Source organism: Desulfosporosinus sp. HMP52, from assembly GCF_000765145.1.
Lineage (GTDB): Bacteria > Bacillota > Desulfitobacteriia > Desulfitobacteriales > Desulfitobacteriaceae > Desulfosporosinus.
Window position 1 is genome coordinate 20215 of the sequence record NZ_JMGA01000020.1, and the last position, 25390, is coordinate 45604.

The 25390-nt window shown below is 39.7% G+C and carries 27 protein-coding genes and 1 riboswitch; of the genes, 21 read left to right on the forward strand and 6 right to left on the reverse strand.

Going from position 1 to position 25390, the window contains the following annotated elements; all coding sequences use genetic code 11:
• Positions 1–86: 86 nt before the first annotated feature.
• From DP73_RS23410 to DP73_RS08665, 3 genes are read left to right on the forward strand one after another with little or no spacing between them, the layout of a single operon-like run.
• On the forward strand, positions 87–833 hold the full coding sequence (locus tag DP73_RS23410) for a hypothetical protein (RefSeq protein ID WP_034598886.1): 747 nt from the start codon (positions 87–89) through the stop codon (positions 831–833).
• 13 nt (positions 834–846) lie between these two features.
• Entirely contained in the window at positions 847–1701 is an 855-nt protein-coding gene (locus DP73_RS08660; protein WP_034598887.1) for a PRC-barrel domain-containing protein, read from the forward strand.
• 26 nt (positions 1702–1727) lie between these two features.
• Positions 1728–2852 (forward strand): VanW family protein, encoded by a 1125-nt coding sequence (locus DP73_RS08665; RefSeq protein ID WP_034598888.1) that lies wholly within the window; start codon positions 1728–1730, stop codon positions 2850–2852.
• A 207-nt stretch (positions 2853–3059) separates the two neighbouring features.
• On the opposite strand, the gene DP73_RS08670 is transcribed toward DP73_RS08665, so the two are convergent.
• Positions 3060–3812 carry a TSUP family transporter gene (locus DP73_RS08670; RefSeq protein WP_034598890.1) on the reverse strand — a complete coding sequence of 251 codons (753 nt, stop codon included), beginning with the start codon at positions 3810–3812 and terminating at the stop codon, positions 3060–3062.
• A gap of 161 nt (positions 3813–3973) precedes the next feature.
• On the opposite strand from DP73_RS08670, the gene DP73_RS08675 reads away from it, so the two are divergent.
• From DP73_RS08675 to DP73_RS08700, 6 genes are read left to right on the forward strand one after another with little or no spacing between them, the layout of a single operon-like run.
• Positions 3974–5029: an HD-GYP domain-containing protein gene (locus DP73_RS08675; RefSeq protein ID WP_034598891.1), complete on the forward strand. Its 1056-nt coding sequence runs from the start codon at positions 3974–3976 to the stop codon at positions 5027–5029.
• A 16-nt stretch (positions 5030–5045) separates the two neighbouring features.
• On the forward strand, positions 5046–5723 hold the full coding sequence (nth, locus tag DP73_RS08680) for an endonuclease III (RefSeq protein ID WP_034598892.1): 678 nt from the start codon (positions 5046–5048) through the stop codon (positions 5721–5723).
• Between the two features lie 5 nt (positions 5724–5728).
• Positions 5729–6487, forward strand: a complete 759-nt coding sequence (locus tag DP73_RS08685) for a fumarylacetoacetate hydrolase family protein (RefSeq protein ID WP_034598893.1) — start codon at positions 5729–5731, stop codon at positions 6485–6487.
• Positions 6488–6509: 22 nt separating this feature from the next.
• On the forward strand, positions 6510–7328 hold the full coding sequence (locus tag DP73_RS08690) for a menaquinone biosynthesis protein (protein ID WP_034598895.1): 819 nt from the start codon (positions 6510–6512) through the stop codon (positions 7326–7328).
• Positions 7329–7331: 3 nt separating this feature from the next.
• Positions 7332–7670 carry a GIY-YIG nuclease family protein gene (locus tag DP73_RS08695; protein ID WP_034598896.1) on the forward strand — a complete coding sequence of 113 codons (339 nt, stop codon included), beginning with the start codon at positions 7332–7334 and terminating at the stop codon, positions 7668–7670.
• A gap of 21 nt (positions 7671–7691) precedes the next feature.
• Complete coding sequence (locus tag DP73_RS08700; protein WP_034598897.1) at positions 7692–7877, forward strand: 2-hydroxymuconate tautomerase; 186 nt, start codon at positions 7692–7694, stop codon at positions 7875–7877.
• A 113-nt stretch (positions 7878–7990) separates the two neighbouring features.
• On the opposite strand, the gene DP73_RS08705 is transcribed toward DP73_RS08700, so the two are convergent.
• Positions 7991–9379, reverse strand: coding sequence for a nucleoside kinase (locus tag DP73_RS08705; protein ID WP_034598898.1), 1389 nt, complete (start codon positions 9377–9379; stop codon positions 7991–7993).
• Positions 9380–9581: 202 nt separating this feature from the next.
• On the opposite strand from DP73_RS08705, the gene thrC reads away from it, so the two are divergent.
• Positions 9582–11066, forward strand: a complete 1485-nt coding sequence (gene thrC / locus DP73_RS08710) for a threonine synthase (RefSeq protein WP_034598899.1) — start codon at positions 9582–9584, stop codon at positions 11064–11066.
• A 61-nt stretch (positions 11067–11127) separates the two neighbouring features.
• Here thrC and pheA read toward each other — a convergent pair whose 3' ends face one another.
• Positions 11128–11991, reverse strand: coding sequence for a prephenate dehydratase (gene pheA / locus DP73_RS08715; RefSeq protein WP_034598900.1), 864 nt, complete (start codon positions 11989–11991; stop codon positions 11128–11130).
• A gap of 508 nt (positions 11992–12499) precedes the next feature.
• Between pheA and pepF the strand changes: the two genes are divergently transcribed.
• Complete coding sequence (gene pepF, locus DP73_RS08720; RefSeq protein ID WP_034598901.1) at positions 12500–14302, forward strand: oligoendopeptidase F; 1803 nt, start codon at positions 12500–12502, stop codon at positions 14300–14302.
• A 2-nt stretch (positions 14303–14304) separates the two neighbouring features.
• Here pepF and DP73_RS08725 read toward each other — a convergent pair whose 3' ends face one another.
• A complete protein-coding gene (locus DP73_RS08725) occupies positions 14305–15027 on the reverse strand; it encodes a tetratricopeptide repeat protein (RefSeq protein WP_034598903.1) in 723 nt (240 codons plus the stop codon).
• Between the two features lie 229 nt (positions 15028–15256).
• Between DP73_RS08725 and DP73_RS08730 the strand changes: the two genes are divergently transcribed.
• From DP73_RS08730 to DP73_RS08755, 6 genes are all read left to right on the forward strand, one after another.
• Positions 15257–15886, forward strand: a complete 630-nt coding sequence (locus tag DP73_RS08730) for an HD domain-containing protein (protein ID WP_034598904.1) — start codon at positions 15257–15259, stop codon at positions 15884–15886.
• A 23-nt stretch (positions 15887–15909) separates the two neighbouring features.
• The gene (locus tag DP73_RS08735; protein WP_034598905.1) at positions 15910–16149 is read left to right on the forward strand and encodes a hypothetical protein; all 240 of its coding nucleotides are present in this window, start codon (positions 15910–15912) and stop codon (positions 16147–16149) included.
• Positions 16150–16242: 93 nt separating this feature from the next.
• Positions 16243–16569 carry an iron-sulfur cluster assembly accessory protein gene (locus DP73_RS08740; protein WP_014903496.1) on the forward strand — a complete coding sequence of 109 codons (327 nt, stop codon included), beginning with the start codon at positions 16243–16245 and terminating at the stop codon, positions 16567–16569.
• 261 nt (positions 16570–16830) lie between these two features.
• Entirely contained in the window at positions 16831–17124 is a 294-nt protein-coding gene (locus tag DP73_RS08745) for an ACT domain-containing protein (protein WP_034598906.1), read from the forward strand.
• Between the two features lie 44 nt (positions 17125–17168).
• On the forward strand, positions 17169–18536 hold the full coding sequence (locus tag DP73_RS08750; protein ID WP_034598907.1) for a PFL family protein: 1368 nt from the start codon (positions 17169–17171) through the stop codon (positions 18534–18536).
• A 434-nt stretch (positions 18537–18970) separates the two neighbouring features.
• Positions 18971–19112, forward strand: a riboswitch (cyclic di-AMP (ydaO/yuaA leader).
• Between the two features lie 7 nt (positions 19113–19119).
• A complete protein-coding gene (locus DP73_RS08755; protein ID WP_034599144.1) occupies positions 19120–19896 on the forward strand; it encodes a C40 family peptidase in 777 nt (258 codons plus the stop codon).
• Between the two features lie 253 nt (positions 19897–20149).
• Here the strand turns inward: DP73_RS08755 and uvrC are convergent, their stop codons facing one another.
• Positions 20150–21916 carry an excinuclease ABC subunit UvrC gene (gene uvrC, locus DP73_RS08760; RefSeq protein WP_034598908.1) on the reverse strand — a complete coding sequence of 589 codons (1767 nt, stop codon included), beginning with the start codon at positions 21914–21916 and terminating at the stop codon, positions 20150–20152.
• Between the two features lie 148 nt (positions 21917–22064).
• Between uvrC and DP73_RS08765 the strand changes: the two genes are divergently transcribed.
• A complete protein-coding gene (locus DP73_RS08765) occupies positions 22065–22589 on the forward strand; it encodes a hypothetical protein (RefSeq protein WP_034598909.1) in 525 nt (174 codons plus the stop codon).
• Between the two features lie 4 nt (positions 22590–22593).
• Here the strand turns inward: DP73_RS08765 and DP73_RS08770 are convergent, their stop codons facing one another.
• On the reverse strand, positions 22594–23037 hold the full coding sequence (locus DP73_RS08770) for a DMT family transporter (protein WP_034598910.1): 444 nt from the start codon (positions 23035–23037) through the stop codon (positions 22594–22596).
• A 206-nt stretch (positions 23038–23243) separates the two neighbouring features.
• Between DP73_RS08770 and DP73_RS08775 the strand changes: the two genes are divergently transcribed.
• The 3 genes from DP73_RS08775 to DP73_RS08785 all read left to right on the forward strand — a co-directional run bounded on the left by DP73_RS08775 (position 23244) and on the right by DP73_RS08785 (position 25366).
• Entirely contained in the window at positions 23244–23618 is a 375-nt protein-coding gene (locus DP73_RS08775) for a hypothetical protein (protein ID WP_034598911.1), read from the forward strand.
• A gap of 132 nt (positions 23619–23750) precedes the next feature.
• Positions 23751–24860 (forward strand): aminofutalosine synthase MqnE, encoded by a 1110-nt coding sequence (gene mqnE / locus DP73_RS08780; RefSeq protein WP_034598912.1) that lies wholly within the window; start codon positions 23751–23753, stop codon positions 24858–24860.
• A gap of 23 nt (positions 24861–24883) precedes the next feature.
• Positions 24884–25366: a metallophosphoesterase family protein gene (locus tag DP73_RS08785; RefSeq protein ID WP_034598913.1), complete on the forward strand. Its 483-nt coding sequence runs from the start codon at positions 24884–24886 to the stop codon at positions 25364–25366.
• Positions 25367–25390 lie beyond the last annotated feature (24 nt).

The window sequence follows — 25390 nt, forward strand, 5'->3', positions numbered from 1 at the left end:
TGACATATAATATTACTGTTGTTTTAGTAAGTATTCCATTTATTGCGTTTTTAATTTGGCAAGCGAAGATGTTAGGATTGACCAGAATGAGAGCATTTTTGATTTCTGTTCTGTTAAGTTGTGCTGTCTTAATGTTTCCTTATGCGCTTCGCTCAGGCCTAATAGCATTGTGGATTTTATCGGTGCTAGTTTTGATAATTTCAGGGACAATATGGCCCAAAATTAAATTAATTAGTAAAATCAAAAACTATAAAGTATTTGGCGGAAACGATCCGATTACAGAAGAAGCAATAGTAGAAGAAGCAATAGTAGAAGAAGCAATAGTAGAAGAAGCAATAGTAGAAGAAGCAATAGTAGAAGAGGCAATAGTGGAAGAAACAATAGTGGAAGAAACAATAGTAGAAGAAGCAATAGTAGAAAATACAGTAGTAGAAAAAACAGTAGTAGAAAAAATAATAGTAGAAGAAACATTATCAGGTGAGACTATAATAGATGATATATTTTACGAAAGTACTAATGAGTCAGAAATAAATGGTTTCTCTATTGATGAACTTATTGATTTAGGATTTAGTGAAAAGCAATCGGGAAATTTCAATCAGGCGTCCCTTTATTTCCTTAATGCTTTAGCACTGAATCCAGCACCGGATTTAGCCTTGTGTCTAATAATGGATAGTTATTGGCTGTTAAATAATGTCGGGGACAGTGAGTGTTCCTTGATAGAATTAAACAATTATGTTAGGACATATTTAGCACAGTTTGATCCGGAACTTCGGCGTCTCTTTGATTCATGGGTAATCAAAGAGAATCTTAGTAAACAAATATTTAATGATTAGGGGGCATTAGCCTGTGAAAGCAACAAAAGTTATAATTGGCTTACGAGTTATAAGTATTTCAGATGGGACTCAAATTGGAGTTGTAAAAGATTTAGTTCTTAACCCTCAGGGAAAATCCTTGGATTTTTTAATTATTGATCAACCTTCGGACTATTTTGGAGCAAAAGTTATTTCTTATACAGATCTGTTAGGTGTTGGAGAGTTTGCAATTACCATTCCCAATCAGGATGTCATACAAGATGTCGCTCAAAATTCAGAGATTCAAAACTTATTAAAGCAGGATATTCGAGTAATTGGAACAAAAGTTTTAACTAAAAAGGGTCAACTCATTGGCGAGGTGAGAGAAGTAATTATCAATGAGGAAACTGGCCGCATCGCTTCCTGTCTGTTTGAGTCCGATGGAGAGATGCAAGAAATCCAGGCTGAAAAGATAATTACCCTCGGGAAAGAGTTGCTAATTATCGAAGAAGAATCTACCCCCGTTGCTGCACTGGGGAGCTTTGAACTAAACGATGAATTATTAAATTCAACCGTAACATCAGGCATATTTAAAGAAGATGAAGTTATGGAAGATCAAGCTATTAACAACCAAATTCTGGAAGATACTAATCAAGAGCCTGTTGAGGAAGTAGACCCTCAACCAGATACATTTGAAAAGGTAGATATCCCTGAAGAACGTGAAACCGATTTTAATCTTTTTGAGCAGAGACAACTCCAATATTTTATCGGGAAAAAAGTAGACAAAGACATAATTTTGGACAACGCTGATATCTTACATGCCGGTGAATTCATTACACCCGAAATGGTAACTCATATTACTACGAGAAGTACATTGATGGAAGTTACTTCTCATTTGCAAAAAAACTAAGGAAAGAATAATGAGAAATAACAACTATGAAAAAAACAAGGTTACTTATCTTAGTCTTATTGCTGCAACTATGTGTTACACTAGGGTTTGGAGCCGTTGTTTCTTATGGCAAAACGCGAGATCAGGCACCTTCTGGCCTATTCATTTGGGGCCAAGATATTTCTTATTTGAGTAGAGAGCAAGTATCTGCTCAAATAAGAGAAAAGCTACCAGATGCTATTACGTATGAAGAAGAAGTATATCCTTTAAAGTGGGAAAGGACTAATGTTGAGATTGAACAATGGTTAGATCTCGTCTATCCTCCAACAACAGGATCATGGATTATAGATGTTCTTCAAAATCTTACTCGTCCTTTAAATGTTCTCCGAATGGGCGATCTAAGTTTGAATCAAGAAGAAGGTATTGCACAGATAAGAGAATTTAGCCAAAGAATCAATCAACCTGCGCGTATTGCTACAATAGAGTTTGTAGATGGTCAATTGAAAAGAACCAGTGGTTCAACTGGAATAGAAGTTAATATTGAGGCAACCTGGCTGAAACTTTCCCAAGAACATGAGCAAGAACAAGTGGAAGCAGTTGTTGATATGGTTCAGCCTCAGCCAAGCACTTATGATATAGCTAAAATTGAAGATGTTTTGGGGGACTACTCGACATTTTTTAACCCACATGAAGAACAGCGTACTAATAACGTCCGTTTGGCTGCCATGGCCTTAAATAATCGTTTAATCCCTCCGGGTGGTGTGTTTTCCTTTAATGAAATAGTGGGAGAGCGTACAGCGGCTTCAGGTTATTCTCCAGCCATAGTTTTTGTGGATCGGTCAATGATCAAAGAAATAGGTGGGGGTATTTGCCAAGACTCAAGTACGCTTTATCAAGCAGTTCGCCAAGCTAACCTGGCAATAGTCGAAAAACATACTCATTCGTTGCCGGTGTCTTATGTCCTCCGAGGACAAGATGCCACGGTATCCTATGGAATCCTTGATTTTCGGTTTAGAAATGATACTCAAGGATATCTACTAATAAGTGCTCGTACAGGCACAAACTGGCTTAGAGTGCGTTTGTTTGGAATAGCTGATAATACTCACCCAAAACTCCAAAAGCCTCAAGGTTATCCAAGAGGCCCCGAGTCTTGGGACATGGATCCCAAGTGAACTTTTTATTATTTGAAAGACTCCTGATAAGCACTACACTTATCGGGAGTCTTTTCTACTTCTCAATATACCGTTTAGTTTATTTCTTCAAGAAGATCTCATGCACAGCTGAATATAATTCAATTCTGGAACAGCCATTTCTTGTTGACGTTGTTTTACCCTCCTACTTCGTTAGAGAACCCAATAAGTCTTTGTTTTTAGCATTACCTATATATACTGAAAAATTAATTTTGCAGCGACTAAAAGAGACATTATAATAAACAAAGGTTTCACAAGTGCTGCACCTCGATGAATAGCAAGCCTCGTGCCGACATAGGAACCTAGAATCATGAATACTGCCATTGGAACACCATAGGAATAGAGAACTTTACCATTCCAAGCAAATAGGAAAAGGGATGAGATATTACTAGTGAAATTTAGAACTTTAGAATTTGCAGAAGCAATAACAAAATCAAATCCAAATAGTGCGATGAACGAAAAAATCAGGAAGGAGCCTGTTCCCGGACCAAAAAAACCGTCATAGAAGCCTAAGATAAGGGCGAATAGACAGCCAATACTTGTGTTGAAGGGAGTTAGTCCCTTAAACCTATTCTCCATTCCAAGGTTTTTATGGACAAAGGTATAAATTCCTACTACAAGTATTAAGACAAGAACAGCCTTATTCAAAAAATCTGAACTGACACGAAGCACTGCCCAAGCGCCAAGAGCAGCACCAAATAATGTAAAGGGGATTTGCCATTTGACCAGCGGAAGGTGAACTTTTCCTGAACGAGCAAAGGTAATGGAACTATTTAAAGAAGCTAAAGAAGCAGAAAATTTATTAGTCCCTAGTGCCAAGTGAGGGGGTATACCCACCATAAGCAAAGCGGGTAAACTAATAAGCCCACCTCCACCGGCAATTGCATCAACCATCGCCGCAAAAAAACCAAGAGTGCAGATTATAGTTAGATCAAAAAGCATTGTTTTTACCTCATTTACGAAATTGCTTTTATAGTATACTCCCAATATTCGTTTCAGTCATTATACATTCGCATTGAGGACTGGGAAAAATGTTGAAAATAGTGTAGGATTGTATTGTTGGGTTGAAAACTATGCTTCCATAGGAAGGAGCAGACCTATAAGTGCGGCAAGTAAGTGTTAATTCGTTAAAGATGGGTGACATATTAGGCAAGACAATCTTCTCCAGCACAGGAAGAGTCCTGTTAGGTAAAGGTGTTAAACTTACTCCGTTGTATATTGCGAAATTAAGGGATATGGGAATTTCCATACTTTATATTGAAGATGATCGTTTTGACGATGTAGTTGTAGAAGATGTTATTAGCGAAGAGCATCGCCGTGAGGCTATGGAAATTCTTGAGAAAAGTACAAGGTCGGTACGGTTAGGCAAAGATTTGGATGGGTTTGACCTAAAAAAAATTATCAATAAAATTGTCGAAGAGATCTTATTTAAAAAGGATATACTAGTCAATATGATGGATATGCGCAGCCTAGACAACCAGATGTTTGCCCATTCTGTCAACGTATGTGTCCTTTCGACTATTCTTGGTAAGGCCTTAATGCTTGACCGAGAAAAACTAGAGACCTTAGCTATTGGTGCAATAATGCATGATTTTGGAAAGATTCATCTTGATCCACAGCTTATATCAAAAGTAAATTTAACAGAAGAAGAAATTGAAGTTCTTAAAACACATACTATCTTGGGATTTGAAGATCTTAGAAAACGAAAAGATCTTAATCTAGTTGTCGCCCACATCGCTTTTCAGCATCATGAACATGTCAATGGAACAGGCTATCCCCGACGCTTGAAAGAGGGCGAAATACATCCACTGGCCCAAATTGTAGCTATTGCAGATCTTTACGACAAGCTGACTTCAGATCACAGTAATGTTAAACGAATTATGCCCCACGAGGCTTGTGAAATACTTATGGGTCTTGCTGGGGTATTATATCCCTTGGAAATGATTAGAGTTTTTTTAAAGAATATTGCCGCATATCCCACAGGAGTTACAGTACGACTCAATACAGGCGAGATTGGGGTCGTAGTCGATCAAAATCTAAGTATGCCTGCTAGACCGATTGTACGTGTTTTTGATGAGTCTGAATTTGGCTCAAATGTAGTCAAAGAGTACAATATGGTGGGAAAACGTACAATCTTTATTGAGGAAGTCTTAAGCTAGTTGCGGAGGTAACAGCATGGCAAAGATTGGTTCAAAAGAGCCGGTTTCGATGTTGATTTTTAATGCTTTGCAGGAGAGATTTCCTGATGCACACTGCGAGTTAGAGTACAACACGCCCTTCGAACTTTTAATTGCAACAATCTTATCTGCACAATGCACAGACGAAAGAGTCAATCTTGTCACTGCTTCTCTATTTGCAGAAGCAAATACCCCCCAAGGGGTTCTAGACTTAGGGCTAGCCAAGCTCGAAAACAAAATTCGCTCTTTGGGCCTTTACCACAATAAAGCTAAGAATATTCTTGCTGCCTGCCAAGTTCTAGTTGAAAACTTTCAGGGACAGGTACCTGGGGATGTGGAGTTACTTAAGATGCTTCCCGGTGTAGGACGAAAAACAGCTAATGTCGTTGTCAGCAATGCCTTTGGAATCCCATCAATTGCAGTTGATACTCATGTATTCAGAGTAGCCCATCGCTTGGGTCTCTCAACTGGCAAAACCCCTGAAAAAGTTGAAGACGATCTAATGGTGCTCTTTCCGCGAGACAAATGGTCATTGCTTCACCATCTTCTTATTTTCCATGGAAGGAGAATTTGCAACGCTCGAAAGCCGGGATGTGAGGTATGCCCGGTTTCTGAGTATTGCAAGATGCACCGGGAAGAGGACGGTTTGGTTTCCCAGAAAATTAGAGAGGATTGATTCTTATGAAATATGTTCGTTTTCGCAGTAAAAGTGGGATTGGATATGGAATCCTTGAAGAAGAAAAAGTGCAGGTTCTGGATGGATCATTCTTAAATCCTCTTAGTAAGCCTACAGGTACTATGTTATCTATTGATGAGGTAGCCTTGCTTGCCCCTGTAGAGCCAAGTAAAGTAGTATGTGTTGGACTAAACTATGCTTTGCATGCCAAAGAGTTGGAACATTTATTACCGGATGATCCGGTTATTTTTCTAAAACCTAAAACTAGTGTTATCGGCCCGGACGCTGAGATCGTTTATCCGAAAATCAGCCAACAAGTAGACTATGAGGCTGAATTGGCTGTTGTCATTGGGAAATCTATAAAGGAAGCTACTGAAATAGAAGCTCTAGAAGCAATTTTTGGTTATACCTGTGCCAATGATGTCACAGCCAGAGATCTGCAAAAAAAGGATGGTCAATGGACCCGATCGAAATCCTTTGACACATTTTGTCCCCTCGGCCCCTGGGTTGTAACTGATTTAGACTCCAGTCAGTTAGATATTCAGTCAATCCTAAATGGAGAAACTAAGCAATCTTCAAATACTCAGAATTTCATAACCCCAGTTCCTAAACTTATAAGCTTTATATCTCAAGTTATGACACTTAATCCTGGCGACGTAGTACTTACTGGCACACCTGAGGGAGTAGGCCCTGTTCGCCCCGGAGATGAAGTTGTTGTAAAGATTCAAGGAATCGGGGAATTGCGCAATACTGTTAAAAAATGATCTCATACATGGGGGTATAAGCATGATTCGCATCGGGCATAACCCAAATACAAATATGTTGCCCATGTTCCATTTCTTAGATAAGAACCATCCTTTAATAGAAGCGGTTATAGCTGAACCAACAGGGCATAATGCCATGTTAGCTGCCGGGGAGATAGATATGGCACCCATAAGCGCATTCTCCTACGGTGAGCATTGGAAGGATTACGCTATATTACCCAATCTCTCGGTTTCTACAAAAGGACGAGTTGGATCAATTATCTTGTTCTCTAAAGTACCTTTAAATGATTTAGATGGCTTGACAATTGCCTTAACCGACGCTTCGGCAACTTCTGTAAATTTGACGAAGATTATACTCCATCATTATTATGGAGTAATACCTCAGTATTTGACCATGTCTTCAAATCTCCAAGAAATGTTTTTAGTTGCTGATGCAGCACTCCTTATCGGAGATGCAGCCATTCAAGCGGCTTTACTTCAGCCCGACTGTTATATCTATGATTTAGGCGAAGAGTGGTTGAAATTTACCGGTTGTTCTATGACGTATGCAGTGTGGGCATTTCCCAAATTACTCTTATCTGAGCGAGCGCAAGAAATCAAGATCATCCATAAACTGCTTATAGAGGCAAAAGTTAAGGCACTCTGTAATATGGAGGATGTTATCTTGACCTGTCAAACCATGCTTGGAGGGACACATGGTTTCTGGGCCGGATATTTTGCCCAGTTTAACTATGGTTTAGATAGCTCACTGGAGTGTGGATTAAATAAATATTTAGGCTTGTGTTTTGAACTCAGTTTACTTCCTAGTCGTCCTGTTCTTGAGTTTTGGCCTAAGGAGTAGAGTATGGGTTATTGGGTATACCTGGTAAGGTGTGGGAATAACACACTTTATACTGGCGCAACCACAGATTTAGACCGCAGGATAAAAGAACACAACCGAGGTTCTTCCGGTAGGAAAGGTGCAAAATACACTTCTTCACATCTACCGGTTACTTTAGCCCAAGCTTGGGAAGTTGGGACGTGGAGTGAAGCTTTAAGATTGGAGCATGCTATAAAAAGGTGCCTTAGAACAGAAAAGTGCCAGTTGATAAAAGAGCCGGAACACATTTATCAACTGGCAGAGCGCCGGGGGCTTTCTTTTTCGGCTTTATTGGTTTCAAAACACGATAAAATTAGTGATTAAAATTATCTGGAGGGAAAAACATTGCCATTTGTACAAATTGATTTATTAGAAGGACGCACACTTGATCAAAAACGATTACTAGTAGAAAAAGTTACCCAGGCAATTATCGAGTCAACTGGAGCGGCGCCAGAAAATATCTCGATTATTATTCGGGATATGCTAAAAGAAAATTACGCAAAGGCTGGTAAGCTTGCCAGTGACAAATAGCAAAAAGCTAATTTCCTAATAAAGTGCGAAGAGCATCATCTCTTCGCACTTTATCGTACAATTATATAAAGTTAGCCTATTTTCTGAATAGCCGGGTGGTTAGAATGTGGCAGTTATACATTATAGGCGCTTCCGCCTAAAAACTCTCTTAAAATAGAGTTAAACGGAACCGTAGAAATATCTAAGACTTCAAAAAAGGATAACAGAGTTAAAAGGTGAACAGCCATTTCATAGTCTGGGCATTCCGGAGTAATTGAGACTAATAAATGCTCTGCATATGGGCGTAAGGCATTTAGTTCATACAAGAGGCTGGAGTTAAACATAACATCTGCTTCTTCCTGATAGGGAAAGATGTTATTATTTTCTCCTCGACGAACACTATCCCATTGTGCTAGTGTTCGAGCGGGTTCAGTTCCTCGAAATTGATTGTCCCTGACAAGACGGCGTATGAGTCGAACTTCAGTCGTAGAAACTCGCGTATAAGCATCAATATTGAGCTGGAATAGGGCGCTGACATATATCTTAAACATTTGTGAACGGTCCAGTGAAGGGAGTAATGCTGGGTTAAGAGCATGAATTCCTTCAATTACAAGAATCTCATCAGAACCCAAGCGCATGGTTCTTCCCGTTTGACATCTCCCGCCACAAACGAAATCGAAGAGTGGAGTTTCTACTTCAGATCCTCCGATTAAGGCGTTTAATTGATCGGCCAGGAGAGGTAAATCCAGAGCTTCTAAGCACTCAAAATCGTATTGACCGTTACTGTCCACTGGGGTCTTATCCCGGGGTAAGAAGTAATTATCGAGGGATAAAGCAACTGGGCGGAGACCGTTAACACGTAATTGGGTGGACAATCGCTGAGCGAAGGTTGTTTTTCCGGAAGATGTAGGGCCGGAAATAAGGATAACTCTTACTTTAGAACGTTGGCTAAAGATTCGGTCGGCAATTGAAGAAATCGTCTTTTCGTGCAAAGCTTCTGCCAAATAGATCAGGTCTTGAGAAGACTTACTTGAAATAATAGCATTCACATCATGAACATAAGAAAGGTGTAAGTTTTCAAGCCATCTTTGGGTTTCTGAAAATGTCGCAGATAGTTTTTCTGGTGGAATAAAGGGAGACAGTGATTCAGGATGGTTTACGTTAGGAAAGAGAATGATAAACCCAGGCAAAAAATGTATCAACTTGAAATGTTTTAAAGACCCGGACCGTTCCAGAGGAGGATAGATTGTGGTGATCAAATCCAGATCAACTTGGCAATGATATAGATGGTCATTACAGGTTTGATAGGAGATTGTTTGATCTGACTCTACCCAAACTTTTAAATGATCCTCAATAGTCTGGATTTCCCTGGAAGAGAGTACGGAGTTTTCAAGTTCACAGTATACACCATCCAGGATAGAGTGAGAAATTTTAAGTTGTTCACCGGGAAAGAGTTCTTTAACAACTCCGATGAGTCCAATAATAAGAGTTTGACGATATTTACGGATTGAGTAATCTGACATTTCTGCGCTCCTTTCTGAAATCAGCGGATTTTCTTAAGAGGTATTCAACAATAAATTAGAAGTTTCCTTCAAAAGTCGAGTAAATTTTTAGACTAGATATACTTTGAACTACTAAGAAGGAAATTTATTCTTATAAGGCGAATATACAGCAAATAGAATGTAAATAATTAATCGAGTTAATGGGGTCAAGGAGGGAAATGGATTGTACGAAAGCACACGGGGTAATCTTTACGGTCAAACAGCGTCACAAGCTATCACATTAGGAATGGTACCAGGCGGGGGACTTTTTGTTCCTTCGACGTTTCCCAACTTGAATTGGCAAGACCTTCAGGGGTTAACATATGGTGAGGTCGCTAAACGTGTTATGATGCCATATTTATCGGATTTCTCTGAGGAAGCAGTTGCGGAAATTATCAAAGTTTATTCTGACGGTCGATTTGCTGGAGAAGATCCGGCACCTTTAGTTCCCGTAGGAAGTTTGGGAGTACTGGAACTTTGGCATGGACCGACTGCAGCATTTAAAGACATGGCTTTGCAAGTATTGCCAGACTTATTAAAAACGAGTCTTAAACAGTTTAACCGAGAAGAGGACGTCTTAATTCTTGTGGCTACATCTGGGGATACTGGTAAAGCTGCCTTAGAAGGGTTCAAAAACAGAGAAGGAATGCACATTGTTGTCTTCTATCCTGCGGGCGGTGTAAGCCCGGTTCAAGAGCGTCAAATGACTACGACTGAAGGTTTAAATACTCATGTTGTGGGTGTGGTTGGAGGTAACTTCGATCAGTGTCAGACAGCTGTTAAAAAGATTTTTGCTTCCGATACTTTGAAGACTCAGCTGCAAGAGAATAAGTTGATTTTCTCCTCCGCTAATTCTATTAACTGGGGTCGGCTTTTGCCGCAGATAGTATACTATTACTGGGCATACTTACAGGCTGTCAAACAAGGTAAGGTTACTCCGGAGAGTAAAATAAATGTTGTAGTCCCTACCGGGAATTTTGGCAACTTACAGGCTGCTTACTATGCTAAACGCATGGGGTTGCCCATCAACCGTATTATTTGTGCTTCGAATTCCAATAATGTTCTGGCAGATTTCTTTAAAACCGGTGTATATCAGAGTCAACGGCCATTTTTTCAAACCATATCCCCTTCAATGGATATCTTAATCTCCAGCAACTTTGAGCGTTTTCTATTTGAAATGAGTGGACGGGATTCGGAAAAAATTCAGTCATGGTATGATGCAAGCAATCGAGGGGAATTTAAGGTTGATTCCGCTACTTTGAAAGAATGCCAAGACACTGTTTATGCTGGATGGGCTAATGAAGAAGAGACTCTTAATACAATTGCTAGCAGTTATGAAGAGTATGGATATGTCTTTGATCCCCATACTGCAGTTGCGATGAAAGTCTATGATGATTATCTTACCGCAACCAAGGATCAAACATTCACAGTTATTGCTTCCACTGCAAGTCCTTTTAAGTTTTCTTCAAATGTAATTCGAGCTTTGGCAAAGGATCCAAAATCAACTTGCTCAAATGAGTGGGAAGCGCTGGAAGGCTTAAGTCAATTAACAGGATGGGAAATCCCCATAGGTTTACAAGGTTTGGATAAGAAGCCCGAGAAAAAAGCCAGATCATGCTCGCCTGAAGAAATTAGCGAGTTGATTACCAAAATGTTTATCGATAAGTAGAGTCTATCTAAAGTTATATTTAAAAGTTATATGATTAAGGAGTGAGGATTATCCTCACTCCTTAAAAAGTTCTCTCTTGGGGGTGTGCTTTGGGGTAGGAACCAAGAAGTTTAACCGATATGTGTTCTTCTTTAAATGCCCAAAGTACATCTTGAATGGGGGGAGCAAAGACATAGCCGTCGACATCAACAAAGAAAACATATTCTCCAAGTATACGTTTTGAGGGACGAGATTCTATACGACTTAAATTAATATGTCGTTTGGCAAATTCCCCTAATATTCGATATAAAGAGCCCGGAGTGTTTTCGGCAATCACCAATAGTGAGGTTTTATCATCGCCGTCGGACATTTCCGCAAGGTTATGACCAACCATCACGAAACGAGTGGCGTTTAAGGTAGCATCTTGGATACATTCTTTGAGAATATGCAAATTATAGAGACGGGCTGCTCGACGCGGACCGATAGCCGCCCAATTTTCTCGGATGGAAGATATTCTATGGGCCGCTTCCGCAGTACTAAGACAAGTGATTTGCTGAGCATTAGGCAGATGATTCTCTAGGAAATCCCTGCATTGCCCGATCGCTTGCTCATGAGAATAAATTCGTTCGATTTGTTCAAGTGGCATAGATTCGTGTGCTAAGAGACATTGGTCAATTGGATGGATAAATTCATGGGTAATAAAGAGGTGCTCAGTTTGTCCCAGCGTATCCATTGTTACGCCTACTTGACCTTCTGTCGAATTCTCTAAAGGGACAAAAGCCCAGTCGATTTCATGATCATTGCAGGCAAATAGTAATTTGGGTATCGTTGAAAATGGGATCAGATCTGGGGCTGTTGCTGTTAAATCAGGGTGAGCAGCTAAAAATAAAAGTATAGCCTCCTCTGAAAAACTTCCCTTTGGACCTAAAAAACCAATTTTTTGCATGTCTATCTCCTTCCTAAATATAAAGAGATATTAGCAGTAGCCAAATCTCTAGGTTAATTGTCTGATTTGAATCTTTGAGGGTTTGTTGGATTGTTATCGCAGCTAGATAATAAGTGCAGGTATAAAAAAAACTGTCCCATCATTTAAAGATGAGTCAGAATCTTATAGAGCCTAGGTATAGGAGCTACAATTCTGCCATATTATGTAAAGGATTGATGAATATTGAGTATTTTCCTACTATCATAATACAGATAGAGATTAACGGCAAGTTATCGTCGAAAGCAAATAGCAATATACTTGCATAGGTCGCAATGATCGAGTAAAATATAACTTGGAAGGTTGGGGAACCTTCCAAGGGGATAGTGGACAAGGTGGAGCAGGCAGTGGAACGTACGCTGCCTGTTTCGCTGTGTTTAAGGGTAATTTTCAAAGTCTCTAGAAAATAGTAATTTACAGTTAGGATGTATATAATAATAAAGGTAATTATTACTAAAGGAGGTTACTATTTGTGGATCAGCAACGACTAAAGTCTAGAACAGAAATCTCAGAGGCTCATAAATGGCGGTTAGAGGATATCTTTTTAGATATTAGCAAATGGGAAGAAGAGTTTTCTCAGATTGAGAAATTATTGGGAGAGGGGAAAAAATTTGAAGGGCATTTAGCAGATAATACGGATAATCTTATCTCCTGTTTCGAGTGGATGGACGATCTGAGTCTTCGTTTAGAAGAAGTATACTCTTATGCACGTATGAGGCGTGATGAGGATAATCGTAATGCAAATTATCAAGCCCTAACCGATCGCGCCAGTGCTCTAGCTGTCAAGGTCAGCAGTGCAGTCTCTTTTGTAGTGCCGGAATTATTAGCCATGCCTAAGGGAAAGCTGGAAGAGTTCCGCGCAACTTCACCTAAAATGGAACTATATAACCATGCCTTGGATGACATTCTTCGTAAGAAAGAACATATTCTTAGTTCAGCAGAGGAAAGATTATTAGCTGAAGTTGGTGAATTGGCAGAGGCACCGGGAGCAATTTTCACAATGGCTAATAATGCGGATTTAAAGTTTCCAAATATAACAGATGAATCCGGAGACTCTATTGAATTAACTAAAGGAAACTTTATCCAATTTATGGAGAGTCAAAAACAGGAGGTTCGCAAGGAAGCATTCCAGACACTTTATGGTACTTATGCTAAGCAACGGAATACTTGGGCCGCAACCTTAAATTCCAGTATAAAGTCTGATGTTTTCTACGCCAAAGCGCGGCACTATCCTTCGGCATTAGAAGCTTCTTTAGACGATGATCGGGTTCCCTTAAAAGTTTATGATTCTCTTATCAATACGGTTCATGAGTTCTTGCCTCAGATGCATAGATATGTGCAACTGCGCAAAAAGGCTTTGAAACTTAGTGAATTACATATGTATGATATATATGTACCTATCGTACCTGAAACAACTATGAAAATAACCTATGATGAAGCTAAAAGTATGGTTATTGCTGGTTTGAAGCCATTAGGTAAGGATTACATAAGTATTCTTGAAGAAGGGTTCTCCAAGAGTTGGGTTGATGTTTATGAAAATGAAGGGAAAACTAGTGGAGCTTATTCTTGGGGTACCTATCGTTCTCATCCCTACGTATTACTTAATCATCAAGATACACTCGATTCAATGTTTACCCTCGCTCATGAGATGGGGCATTCACTGCATACTTATCTTTCCAACCGCAGTCAACCTCATCTTTATGCCGGATATAAAATTTTTGTGGCTGAGGTAGCCTCTACCCTTAATGAATCATTGATCATGGAACATCTTTTAAAAGAAACCAAAGACACCAAAATATTGGCCTATTTAGTAAACCACTATTTGGAACAATTTCGAGGTACTATTTTCAGGCAGACGATGTTCGCTGAATTTGAGAAAAAGATACACTCAGTAGTCGAGGAGGGGGGAGCTTTAACTGCCGATAGTCTCTCGGAAATGTATCGTGATTTAAATATGGCATACTATGGTAACGACGTAATATTAGATCCAGAGATCGCTTTAGAATGGGCACGTATACCTCATTTTTATAATGCCTTTTACGTCTATAAATACGCAACCGGTTTCTCCGCGGCGATTGCCTTTGCTCGGGCCATTTTAGAGGAAGGGGAGCCTGCGGTGGCTAGGTATCTAGAGTTTTTAAGTGGCGGAAGTTCAGACTATCCCATCGAATTATTAAGAAAAGCAGGAGTGGATATGGAGACTCCCGCCCCAGTACGAAATGCGCTGGGAGTTTTCTCAGAGCTTGTAGACCGGTTAGAGAAACTCCTTGGGTAAGGTTAGGGCTTAACCAGAGCTTGAAAACGAGGGTCATGTTGAACTGGGGAAAAGTCATGCTCGCTTCTGGCGACTGACTTAACATCAGGATCAAGTGCTATAGCTTGTTCCAGATATACCAGGACTTTCTCAACATTACCTTGGCGACCGTATATGCTGGCTATTCCATAATAACTCCAGGTGTCTTGATCATCGAGCTGTAAAGCTTTTTGATAGGATGCGATAGAATCATCCCACTTACCGGCAAGTTCATAGGCCAAGCCTAAATTGAAATTTGCATAAACAAAGGTGGGGTTTAGATCAAGGGCTTGCTTAATAAGGGCAAGCCCTTGATCATGTTGCCCTTGAAAAGCTAGAGTGGCCCCTTTGGCATTCAGTGCTTCATAACAAAGGTCATCGATTTGTAAAGCTTGATTGAAAAAAACTAAAGCTTCAGGAAATCGGCGTTGATAATAAAGCTTCAGTCCCTTTTCATAGAGAAGAACCGCTCGAGGGTCAGAGACACGATTAGATTCGGTGGGGCTGGTGGTAGTGAGTTGCTTATCAAGATGTGAAGTGGGGGAATCAGTGCTTTGTTCTGAGGTCCTGGGGAGGGGCTCGGGGTTCGTAGGGGATTCCTGATTAAGAGTTGATAGTGGAATCATAGAGTTAGTTGAGACTATGTAAAGGAAGGCTGCCATAGATGCCCCCACTATAAGTAAAATTGTTGGTAAGTATTTGCGCATAGCTCCTCCTAAGTAAAATATATTTTTGGAAAAGTATATCATAATTTAAGCAATCGGTTTGTTAATAGGTGAAAATTAGATAACTAAAGAATGCATTAAGAATAATGAGTACAATATTCCATAACTGGTAAACTTGACAAGCCGAAGTTACGGGAATAAGATGAATTTAAACCAGCACTAAGTTTGAAATCTTACTGATTTATCCTTCTGGAATGGGGGGGATTGGAAAATGGATAATACAGCGAATCACGATGCCTTACAGCAGATTATTCAAGTCGCTCAAGGTTTCTATGCAAGAAAGGATCGTGCCCATGATCTAGACCATGCACTACGAGTCAGAGAGTGGGGGAGAAAACTTGCCCTAGAAGAAGGTGCTGATATCACTGTCGTCGAATTGGCGGCTCTTTTACATGATATAGGTCGGTCTGGTGCTGTTGAGAGGACTCACGCCGAAAGCAGTGCGGGTTTAGCTGTGAACATACTTTTGAAAAATGGCTATTCTGAAGAGATTGTTCACCAAGTTAGAGAAGCTATTGTTTCTCATTCTCGAGAAGCAGGTCATGAACCAAAGACTCTTGAAGCAAAAATTTTGTACGATGCTGATAAATTAGACTTTGTTGGCGCGATAGGATTAAGCCGGTTGTTTATATGGGCTGGTGTTCAGGGCTGGACTTTAGTAGGAGAAAACTCCTGCGAAAATTTTTACCGGGAAAGAATCTGTAGTTATCGGGCTCACTTGTTTACGAAGACCGGGAGAACTTTTTTTGATCCGCTGTTTCTTTATATGGAAGGATTCTGGCAACAATTGCATGCTGAACGATTTAAAATTTCGGATTCTGGACAAGCTGATAGTATATAAGCTTGAAAGGATGAATTACGATAATGCGTTGGCTTTGGCGATTGTTCACAATTCTAGTATTCTTAGGACTTGCTAAGACTATATTTCTTCCCCAGCCGAAGGCCTTTATTACTTGGTCAAAAGATCATAGTTGGGTACAGGTAATTCAAGGGGAATTAAAGCAATGGCAGAAAATCTCACAAGATCTGCCGGCAAGCATTGAAGTTGAGGTTCGTCGTCTTTGGAAAGATTTTCAACCAAATAGCAATGGCAAACAAGTATAAATTAGAAAATTGGAGTTATATTTATAAGATACTTTTAAAAAAACTTGAAGTATGGTATATTTAGAATCAGTTGAATTAAAAGGAGTGAAGATAATGGTCAATATTACGGAACTAGCTGCCCAAAAAGTTAAAGAAGTGCTTAAGAACCAAAATAAAGAAAATGCATTCCTTCGCCTTTATCTTGCAGGCATTGGCTGAGGTGGGCCGAATTTCGGCATGACTCTGGAAGAGTCTAAAACAGATGAAGATATTCTTGATGTAGAGCACGGTGTTTCCATTCTTACGGATAAGAAACTTACAACCCACTTAGAAGGAGCTGTTATCGATTTTGTAGAATCCAGTCATGGTGGTGGATTCGAAATTCGTACAGCAAAGTCCGGCGGAGGTTGTGGCGATAGTTGCGGCGGAAGTTGTTCATAAAAGTTTTCCAAAGAGAGCTCGAACGAGCTCTCTTTTTCAATAGTAATAATTATTCATCTTATTGTCGAGTACCTAAACTAAAAAATCAATTTTTGATAAAAATCCCTTGAGAACCTTTCGTTTTTGAGTGTGAATTTTATGTAATTATAGGGTAACTCAACTTATTGAAGTCTAGATTAGAAGAATAGGCTTGAGTATACAACGTAAATATGTTAGTCTAATCCCCATATAGTTGATTGGTCTACAAAGGGAGGAAGAACGATGACAATGCCACGAGAAGAATCTAACCGTGCAATTATTACGGTAATAGGTCGTGACCAGATTGGAATTATTGCTTGGGTATCAGGACGCCTAGCAGAATGCCAGGTAAACGTACTAGATATTAGCCAAACAATACTAGATGAATTTTTTACAATGATTATGATTGTTGACTTAGAACCTGCGACTATCGAGATTGATGGATTGGCTCAAACTCTGGAGCAAGAGGGTAATGAAAAAGGGTTGCAGGTAAAGGTTCAACACGAAGATATCTTTAGATTTATGCACCGCATTTAATGTATTTATATTAATTCTATTAGTGGAATAGTGGAGGTAAGTCAATGACGATCACGTTCGCACGAGAAGAAATTCAACAAACAATTAATATGATTCAGAAAGAAAACCTTGATATCAGAACAATTACTATGGGTATAAGTTTACTCGATTGTAGCTCTGATGACATCGGCAAACTGGAAACGAAAATCTACGATAAGATTACTAAAAATGCCGGACGCTTAGTAGAAGTTGGTGAGCAAATTTCAGCTCGTTATGGAATTCCCATCATTAATAAGCGAGTTTCGGTGACTCCCATAGCGATTGCAGCTGCTCAAATGAACTCAGAAGAAATGGTGCGGATTGCAAAAGCTTTGAACAAAGCCGCTCGTGAGATCGGGATAAATTTTATTGGTGGTTTTTCAGCTCTTGTGCAAAAAGGGTTTACTAATGGTGATTTGGCACTGATTGATTCAATCCCACAAGCGCTGAGCGAGACAGAGTTTGTCTGCTCATCGGTTAATATTGGTACCACAAAAGCTGGAATTAACATGGACGCCGTACTAAAAATGGGTAAAATAATCTTGAAATCTGCACAGCTTACTGCAGATAATGATGGAATAGCTGCAGCTAAGTTAGTTGTATTCTGTAATGCGCCGGAAGATAACCCCTTCATGGCTGGTGCTTTCCATGGTGTCGGAGAACCGGAAAGGGTTATCAACGTCGGGGTTAGTGGGCCAGGGGTTGTGGCTAAGGTTGTAAAAGAACATCCTAATGCAGACTTCAGTGAGCTTTCTAATTTAATAAAGCAAACTTCCTTTAAAATTACTCGGATGGGCGAGTTGATTGGACGTGCCGCTTCCAAGTCACTTAACGTTCCTTTTGGCATTGTAGACTTGTCTCTGGCACCTACTCCCGCAATCGGGGACAGCGTGGCAGAAATATTAGAGAATATGGGGCTTGAGCGCTGTGGAACTCACGGTACAACGGCAGCTTTAGCTTTGCTTAACGATGCCGTCAAAAAGGGCGGAGCAATGGCATCATCTCATGTGGGAGGGCTGAGTGGCGCTTTCATTCCAGTGTCAGAAGATGCGGGAATGGTGAGAGCTGTTGAAGAAGGAGCCTTAACACTTGACAAGCTGGAAGCAATGACTTGTGTTTGTTCAGTCGGTCTGGATATGATTGCCCTACCGGGTGATGTTAGTGCAGAAACGATTTCCGCAATTATCGCCGACGAAGCAGCCATAGGAATGATCAACAAGAAAACAACTGCTGTACGAGTAATCCCAGCGATTGGCAAACAGGCTGGGGATAGAGTCGAATTCGGAGGGCTATTAGGTGGAGCGCCGATAATTGCTATTCATCCATACTCGTCGAATTTGTTTGTTCATCGTGGAGGTCGTATTCCTGCACCAATAATTAGCCTTACTAATTAGACTTTATCTTCGATGTTTTAATTTATAAGATAGACTTAATCTTAGGGATTTAAGCTCATTTTTACCCATATCTGACTAGAACCTCTAGTAAGTCAGTCTACTGAATACCTTGGTTAACGAGCTCGCTTTATACGTTTTATTGCCCTCACCTTAAAATGGTGGGGGCACTTCTGTTTAGGTATTTGTAAAGTTCCGTATATGGCTCAATTAATTACCAAAGTGTTGCAGGGCGGGAATATAATGGATGAATGTTAGGTTGAATTTCGGATACACTGTTGTAGGGATTTGAGTGAGATGATTCGTTTTGAGCAAATACGACAGAACTAGTAAACGATAGACTTACCCACCCCCTTCAGTTTGGAAAATATTTACTGAGGAATAAATTTCCTCAAGAGTAAATGCAGGACATTTTAGGTTTGTCTCGAATAATATATATTAAGAAAAAGCTGAGTCCAAATGCAGTACTTTGGAGCGGGGGATAATTTTGGGGTGAATCACGTGCCTATTCACGTGTAGGGCTTTACACCTACTGCCCGAATCCGTCAACTAACCTCGTAAGCTAAGAAAGGTGGACGTACATTTGGTGGTTTCCTCATCTACGCGGAAGTGGTTGGGAAGCATTACTTTCGCTGGTCTTCTTTTAGCAAGCAGCCTTCCGGTATCAGCTTCATCTGAACAGGGTACGACTCCGAGTCCTATTCCCATGAAGCCCTTGCTAACCGCTTCATCTAATGTATTAGATGACACTTATAATCAGACTGTTCGAAAGCAACTACAATGGATTGAAATCACAGCAAAGACCAGTGTAAATGTGGAAAGTCCACCCGCACCAGAAAAATTAGAGCCTGCACCTATCTCAACACAAAGTAAATCCGCAATTGTTGCAGAGAAAACTCAACCAACAACGGATTTGCAAACTGCAAAGAAAGCGCAGGCAGAAAAGATTAATACCAAAGCGGTGCAAGTTGCAGAAGCACCTAAACAACAGGTATCCCGTTCAAGTGATTCTACTCTTGTCAGTAATGCCCTAAGTCTAACAGGAGTGCCCTATGTATTTGGCGGAACGAGCAAGAAGGGGTTCGATTGCTCGGGGTATACACAGTATGTTTTTAAGGGTTCAGGGATATCTTTACCCAGAACATCTTCTGCGCAATTTAATGTAGGGACACCTGTAAAGAAAGACCAACTACAATCGGGCGATTTAGTGTTCTTCTCGACATATGCAAAAGGCCCGTCTCATGTAGGTGTTTACATTGGTGGTGGAAAATTCGTACATGCTTCAAACAGTGGTGTCCGTACCACAAGCCTTAACGATAGTTACTATGCTGCTCGGTATGTAGGTGCTCGTCGGGTTAACTAGTTTCAAAAGTTTTAAAGTCCAGCAATTTTGCTGGACTTTTTTGTAATCAAATACTAGAGAGAGCTATAGTCGTGGTATCCAGGGGATAGGCGTATATTTAATACATTCTCCTCCCGGTTTAACCAGAGCTATAGAAGAATTATGAATATAAAAATCGGTAATTGAGCATTTATGGGTGCGTTTGAAATAACACTTGCGACATAGTTCAACTCTATAATTAAGGATCACGATATTGTAGTTCCTCCTATTAATGTCAATCACTTTTAGAATCTGAGTGAAAATAATCGTAGATGGTTTTAGCAGTATTGAAAGGGATCCCGGAAGCTTGTAGTTCCAGGATGCTAGCAGATTGAATATCTTCAAGTGACGGAAAATGACGTAACAGCTGTTGTTTGCGTCTTGGGCCAATTCCCGGAATATCATCTAGAATAGAAAAAGTCATATTTTTGGCACGCTGCTGACGATGAAAAGTAATCGCAAAGCGGTGGACTTCATCCTGAATTCTGCCAAGTAAAAAAAACGTAGGATGATTCTTAGGTAATAGAACCTGTTCTCCGAACTGATTAATTAGCCCGTGGGTTTGATGACGTTCATTTTTAACCATTCCGGCAACTGGAATTACTAGATTAATTTCCTTTAAGGCACTTAATGCTGCCCTTATTTGCCCTTTACCCCCATCCACCAATATTAAGTTAGGAAGAGTTTCGTTTTCGGAAACTAATCGTTTATACCTGCGAAAAATTACTTGCTTCATGGCAGCAGTATCATCAGAAGTATCCATGGGTTGGATTTTATATTTACGATAACCTCTGCGTTCAGGTTTACCTTCAATAAATTGTACCATTCCAGCAACAGTGTGTGCTCCTGAAATATTGGAAATGTCAAAGGCTTCAATTCTTCTGGGAACTGAAATGTTTAAGAGTTCCCCAAGTGTCTTTAAAGCATCTCCTGTTTCTTGCTGTTGATTAATTTCAAGAGTGATTTGGTCATGAAGAGTGGTTTGAGCATTTGTCATGGCCATTAGTACCAACTCTCTTTTTTTCCCTTTCTGAGGAGTTGTAATAGGGAAGAGTTTGGACAGTGCCAAGGACTCAATGGCTGGAATTAGGATTTCTTTGGGCCATACAGCCCGTTCTATATAAAACTGAGCAACAAAAGAAACAAAAGCTTCTTCCGGATCTTCGTAATAGGGAAAAATAAAATTATCTCTGGCAAGCAATTTTCCTTGACGCAAATAGAATACTTGAATACACATCTGGTCAGTTGTCGTTGCAAAACCCAAAACATCGCGATCAATAAAATCATTGAGGGTGATGTTTTGTTTTTCTCCTAACTGCTTTAGATCCTCAATAAGGTCTCGGTATTCCTTGGCTCGTTCAAATTGTAAAGCTTCAGAAGCTTTAATCATTCTCCCATGTAAGAGTGTAAGGATACCACTTTGATCCCCTTTTAGAAAAGTAGATATCTCTTTGCGCATTCCTCTATAGACTTCAGGAGAAACCTCTTGTATACAAGGAGCAAGGCACTGTTCTAAATGATAATAAAGACAGGGTTGTGAGGGGATTTGACGACATTTCCGAAAAGGAAATAGTCGATTTAGTAAACGGGCCGCTTCCCTGGCTGCCGTTGCATTAGGGTAAGGTCCATAATATTTACTTTTGTCTTTCTTCAACTGGCGTGTAACAAGAACTCGAGGGTGACTTTCTTCAGTAATCGATAGGTAAGGGTAAGATTTATCATCCCGCAAGAGAATATTGTATTTTGGGTTATATTTCTTAATTAAATTACACTCTAAAACAAGAGCTTCAACTTCGGAATCCGTCGTGATATATTCAAAATCTGAAATTTGACTAACTAGTCGGGCAGTTTTTCCGTCGTGTGAACCGGTGAAATATGATTTAACTCGGTTTTTAAGAACTTTTGCTTTCCCGACATAAATAATTTGAGCTTGGTTATCTTTCATTAAATAAACGCCAGGTTTTTCTGGCAACAAGGATAGCTTCTGGCGAAGCAGATTCAATATTCCCACCTCAAGTCTATTTTAGAGGTTGGAATTAAGAGATGCAAGTTTAATAATCATATCTTTAAGTAAACAAACGTATATATGGTATATCAAGCATTGTGGTTGTCAGATAAAGTTAAGTTCAAGTATATTGGAGGGGATTGATATGCCTAATACTTGGGGACGACCACCGCGCAATGAATTATGGCGGGACTTACAAGCACTTGCTTTGTGGATCTTGATTATTGGAGTTGTAGGTTATGTCCTTTTTCCAAGCTTTTTTAAGAGCGTATATAGTCATCTTTCAGATCCGGTTTCTCAAGCGAGTACAATTAACGACCAATATTCTCTTAATAATCCGGTAAATCCTAATACTGATTTCACAAGTGATCAGAATTTCTTGGGCCAAGGTTTTTCTAGTGTATCTAATGCACTATACAATAATAGTAACAACGAAGTATCTATAGGTTATTGGGTTATCTTTGTTGCTGATGGAGAGTTTAAGCAACTTTCAGTTAGCAGTGATTCCTATGCCTATTTGCTGAATTTAATAGAAAGTGATAAAAACGCTGCTGGAAAAATTACATTGATATTGTCTTCAAACGGCCAAATAAGTAAGTATAATGTGAGTGATGAAATATATGCCATAATCACAAATATGGCATTAATCGTAAATCGCAATAGTAAGTAAGTTTTTAGCGAAAAAGAAGTTTTGCGCCTGCCGCGAAAAGACCGATGCCGAGCAATTGCCATGGACTCCAGTGAACTTTTGTAACTCCGAATAGGCCGAAATGATCAATAAGAACAGCCATACTGACTTGCCCAATGATGATTGCAGTCGTAGCATTACAGACACCAACTTTTGGAATACTTGTTGCTACAAGTCCGACGATAATGACACTAAGAACCCCACCTAGATACAAATACCATGGAATAGAGCTCCAGGTATGGCTGAAGAATGGTGCTCGCCAAGTGAGCATTACTCCTAGTGAGACAAGTGTACCGATAATATGGACAAGGAGTGTGGCAGATAGAAGTGAGGTCTTTTGACTTAAAGATGAGTTTAAAGTACCTTGCACTGCCATTGCAACACCAGAAATCGCAGCAATTAAAAACGGGAGAGAAAGTAATTTTGACATTTAATTCCTCCTAAAGCAATTTTTTGAATTATAGTAAACCATAATCTTAGACTTAATCAGTAAACCATTGGATTCTCGAGTTTTCACCAGTTAAGACTAAATATCCATGGTGAATTAAGGCAACTCCGTTAAGATGTATCAGTATTCAATACAAAGTTAAGGGGAAAATGTAAGTATCGTAAAAATAATTTAAAAAGAGGTGCATCATGGACATTGATTATAATTTGGTACAACGCGCCCAGATGCTTCTCACCCTAGACCATCCTTTAACACAGGTGAGAGAGATTCTCCTGAGGGAAGGTTATCCCCAAGAACAAGTGGTTGAATTAATGGATGCAACTGAAGAAGTGCTGAATTATCTTGTTCCCCCCCAATACGATGAAAATAAAATCGGCATCGATATTTTACATCCAGGAGAAGAGAAAAAAGAAGGCCGAAAACCAACTGTCGATATATTGATTGACAAACGCTCTGGTCGTCTGGAATTAATAACCCCTCACCAACCTGAGACCTGGCGTGTAGCGAATGAGGTTCGTAAAGCTATTAAACGACAACGTAAAACAATGAAAAATTATCACTAATGTTTAATGGGGCTGTAATTAATTACAGTCCTTTCCTGTACCTTTTCGACATCTTTCCTATATCTTTTCTCGAATTTCAGGAATTATGTTATAATTAAAATACATAACAATTATAGGAAAGAAGGGTCCGTTGTGAGTTTTACTCCAGTAATCGATGGATTAGAAAAAATCTATACAAAAATAAATACTCAGCAAAGGCTAAACAAAGATGATGGTTTATTACTCTTACAAACAACTAATTTACTTGGTCTGGGTTATCTAGCTAACCAAAAGAAACGAATGATGACCGGGGATCAAGTTTTTTATAATAACAATGCCCATATCAACTACAGTAATGTGTGTAAAGTTAAATGTGGACTCTGCGCTTTTGCCAAAGACCCAGGGGAAAAGGGTTCCTATACGATGACTATTGAAGAAGTGGTTGATAAAGCAAGGCACTTCGCCAAACAGGGCGTTACTGAACTTCATATAGTTGGAGGCATACATCCGGATCTTCCCTTTTCATACTACTTAGAAATGATTAAACAAATAAAAGAGTCTGCTCCACAAGTAAGTTTAAAAGCCTTCACGGCGGCAGAATACGATTTCTTTGCGCAAAAAGAGAATTTACCGGTTTTAGAAATAATCAAAATTCTTAAAGATGCAGGACTAAGCTTTATTACCGGTGGAGGAGCGGAAAATTTTAGTCCAAGGGTTCGTGAAATCATTTGTCCCGGAAAGTTGAGCGGAGAGCGCTGGTTAGAAATACATCGTCTTGCCCATACCCTAGGTATACCATCAAATGCAAATGTTCTGTATGGTATTATTGAAACAGATGAAGAGCTAATAGATCACCTCTTAGCTTTAAGGACCTTGCAAGATGAGACCGGAGGCTTCAAGGCCTTAATTCCGACTGCTTTTCATCCTAAAAATACAAAATTCGAGGATCTCCCTCAAGCAAGTGCCGTACGAACATTAAAAGTGATTGCTGTTGCTCGCTTAATCTTAGATAATTTTCGCTATATCAAGGCTTATTGGGTTTCTTCAAGTCCGCAAGTAGCCCAAATGGCACTATCCTTCGGAGCCAATGATTTAGATGGCGTAGTACGTGAAGAAAAAATCTATCATACTGCGGGAGCTACAAGTCCTCAGATGCAGACAGAACAACAGCTAATTGAGATGATTCATGAATTGGGATTAGAAGCAGTTGAAAGAGATACCTACTATAATATCATTAAGACAGTATCCCCCAAACGGGGTTAAGTTAAAGCCAAGAGGTGAATAAAATGCACATTGCTGTATTGTCAGACACACATTTGCGTCCTGGTAAATCTCTGCCAAGTTTTGTCTGGGAACACTTGAATCAAGTAGATATGATTCTACATGCAGGTGATTTGACGAATATGGGATTGCTTGAGGAATTGTCTTCCATAGCACAGGTTCGGGCTGTGAGCGGGAATTGTGATGGTTGGGATGTTGCACTTCCTGACCGGGATATTATTGAATGTGAGAGTGTAAGTATTGGCTTAATTCACGGTCATGTGGGAAAAGGAAAAAACACCCCTGATCGAGCTTATTATGCTTTTGTTGATTCAAAAGTAGATATTATTGTTTTTGGGCATAGTCATACTCCGTTTTTAGAGTGGAGAAATGGTCTGCTCTTATTTAACCCTGGTTCTCCAACAGACAAACGAAGAGAGCAATACTTTTCTTTTGGACTAATTAATATTCAACATGGGGAGATACAAGCGAAGCATCTTTATTTTTAAGCATCTACAGAAAGTATATCCGGA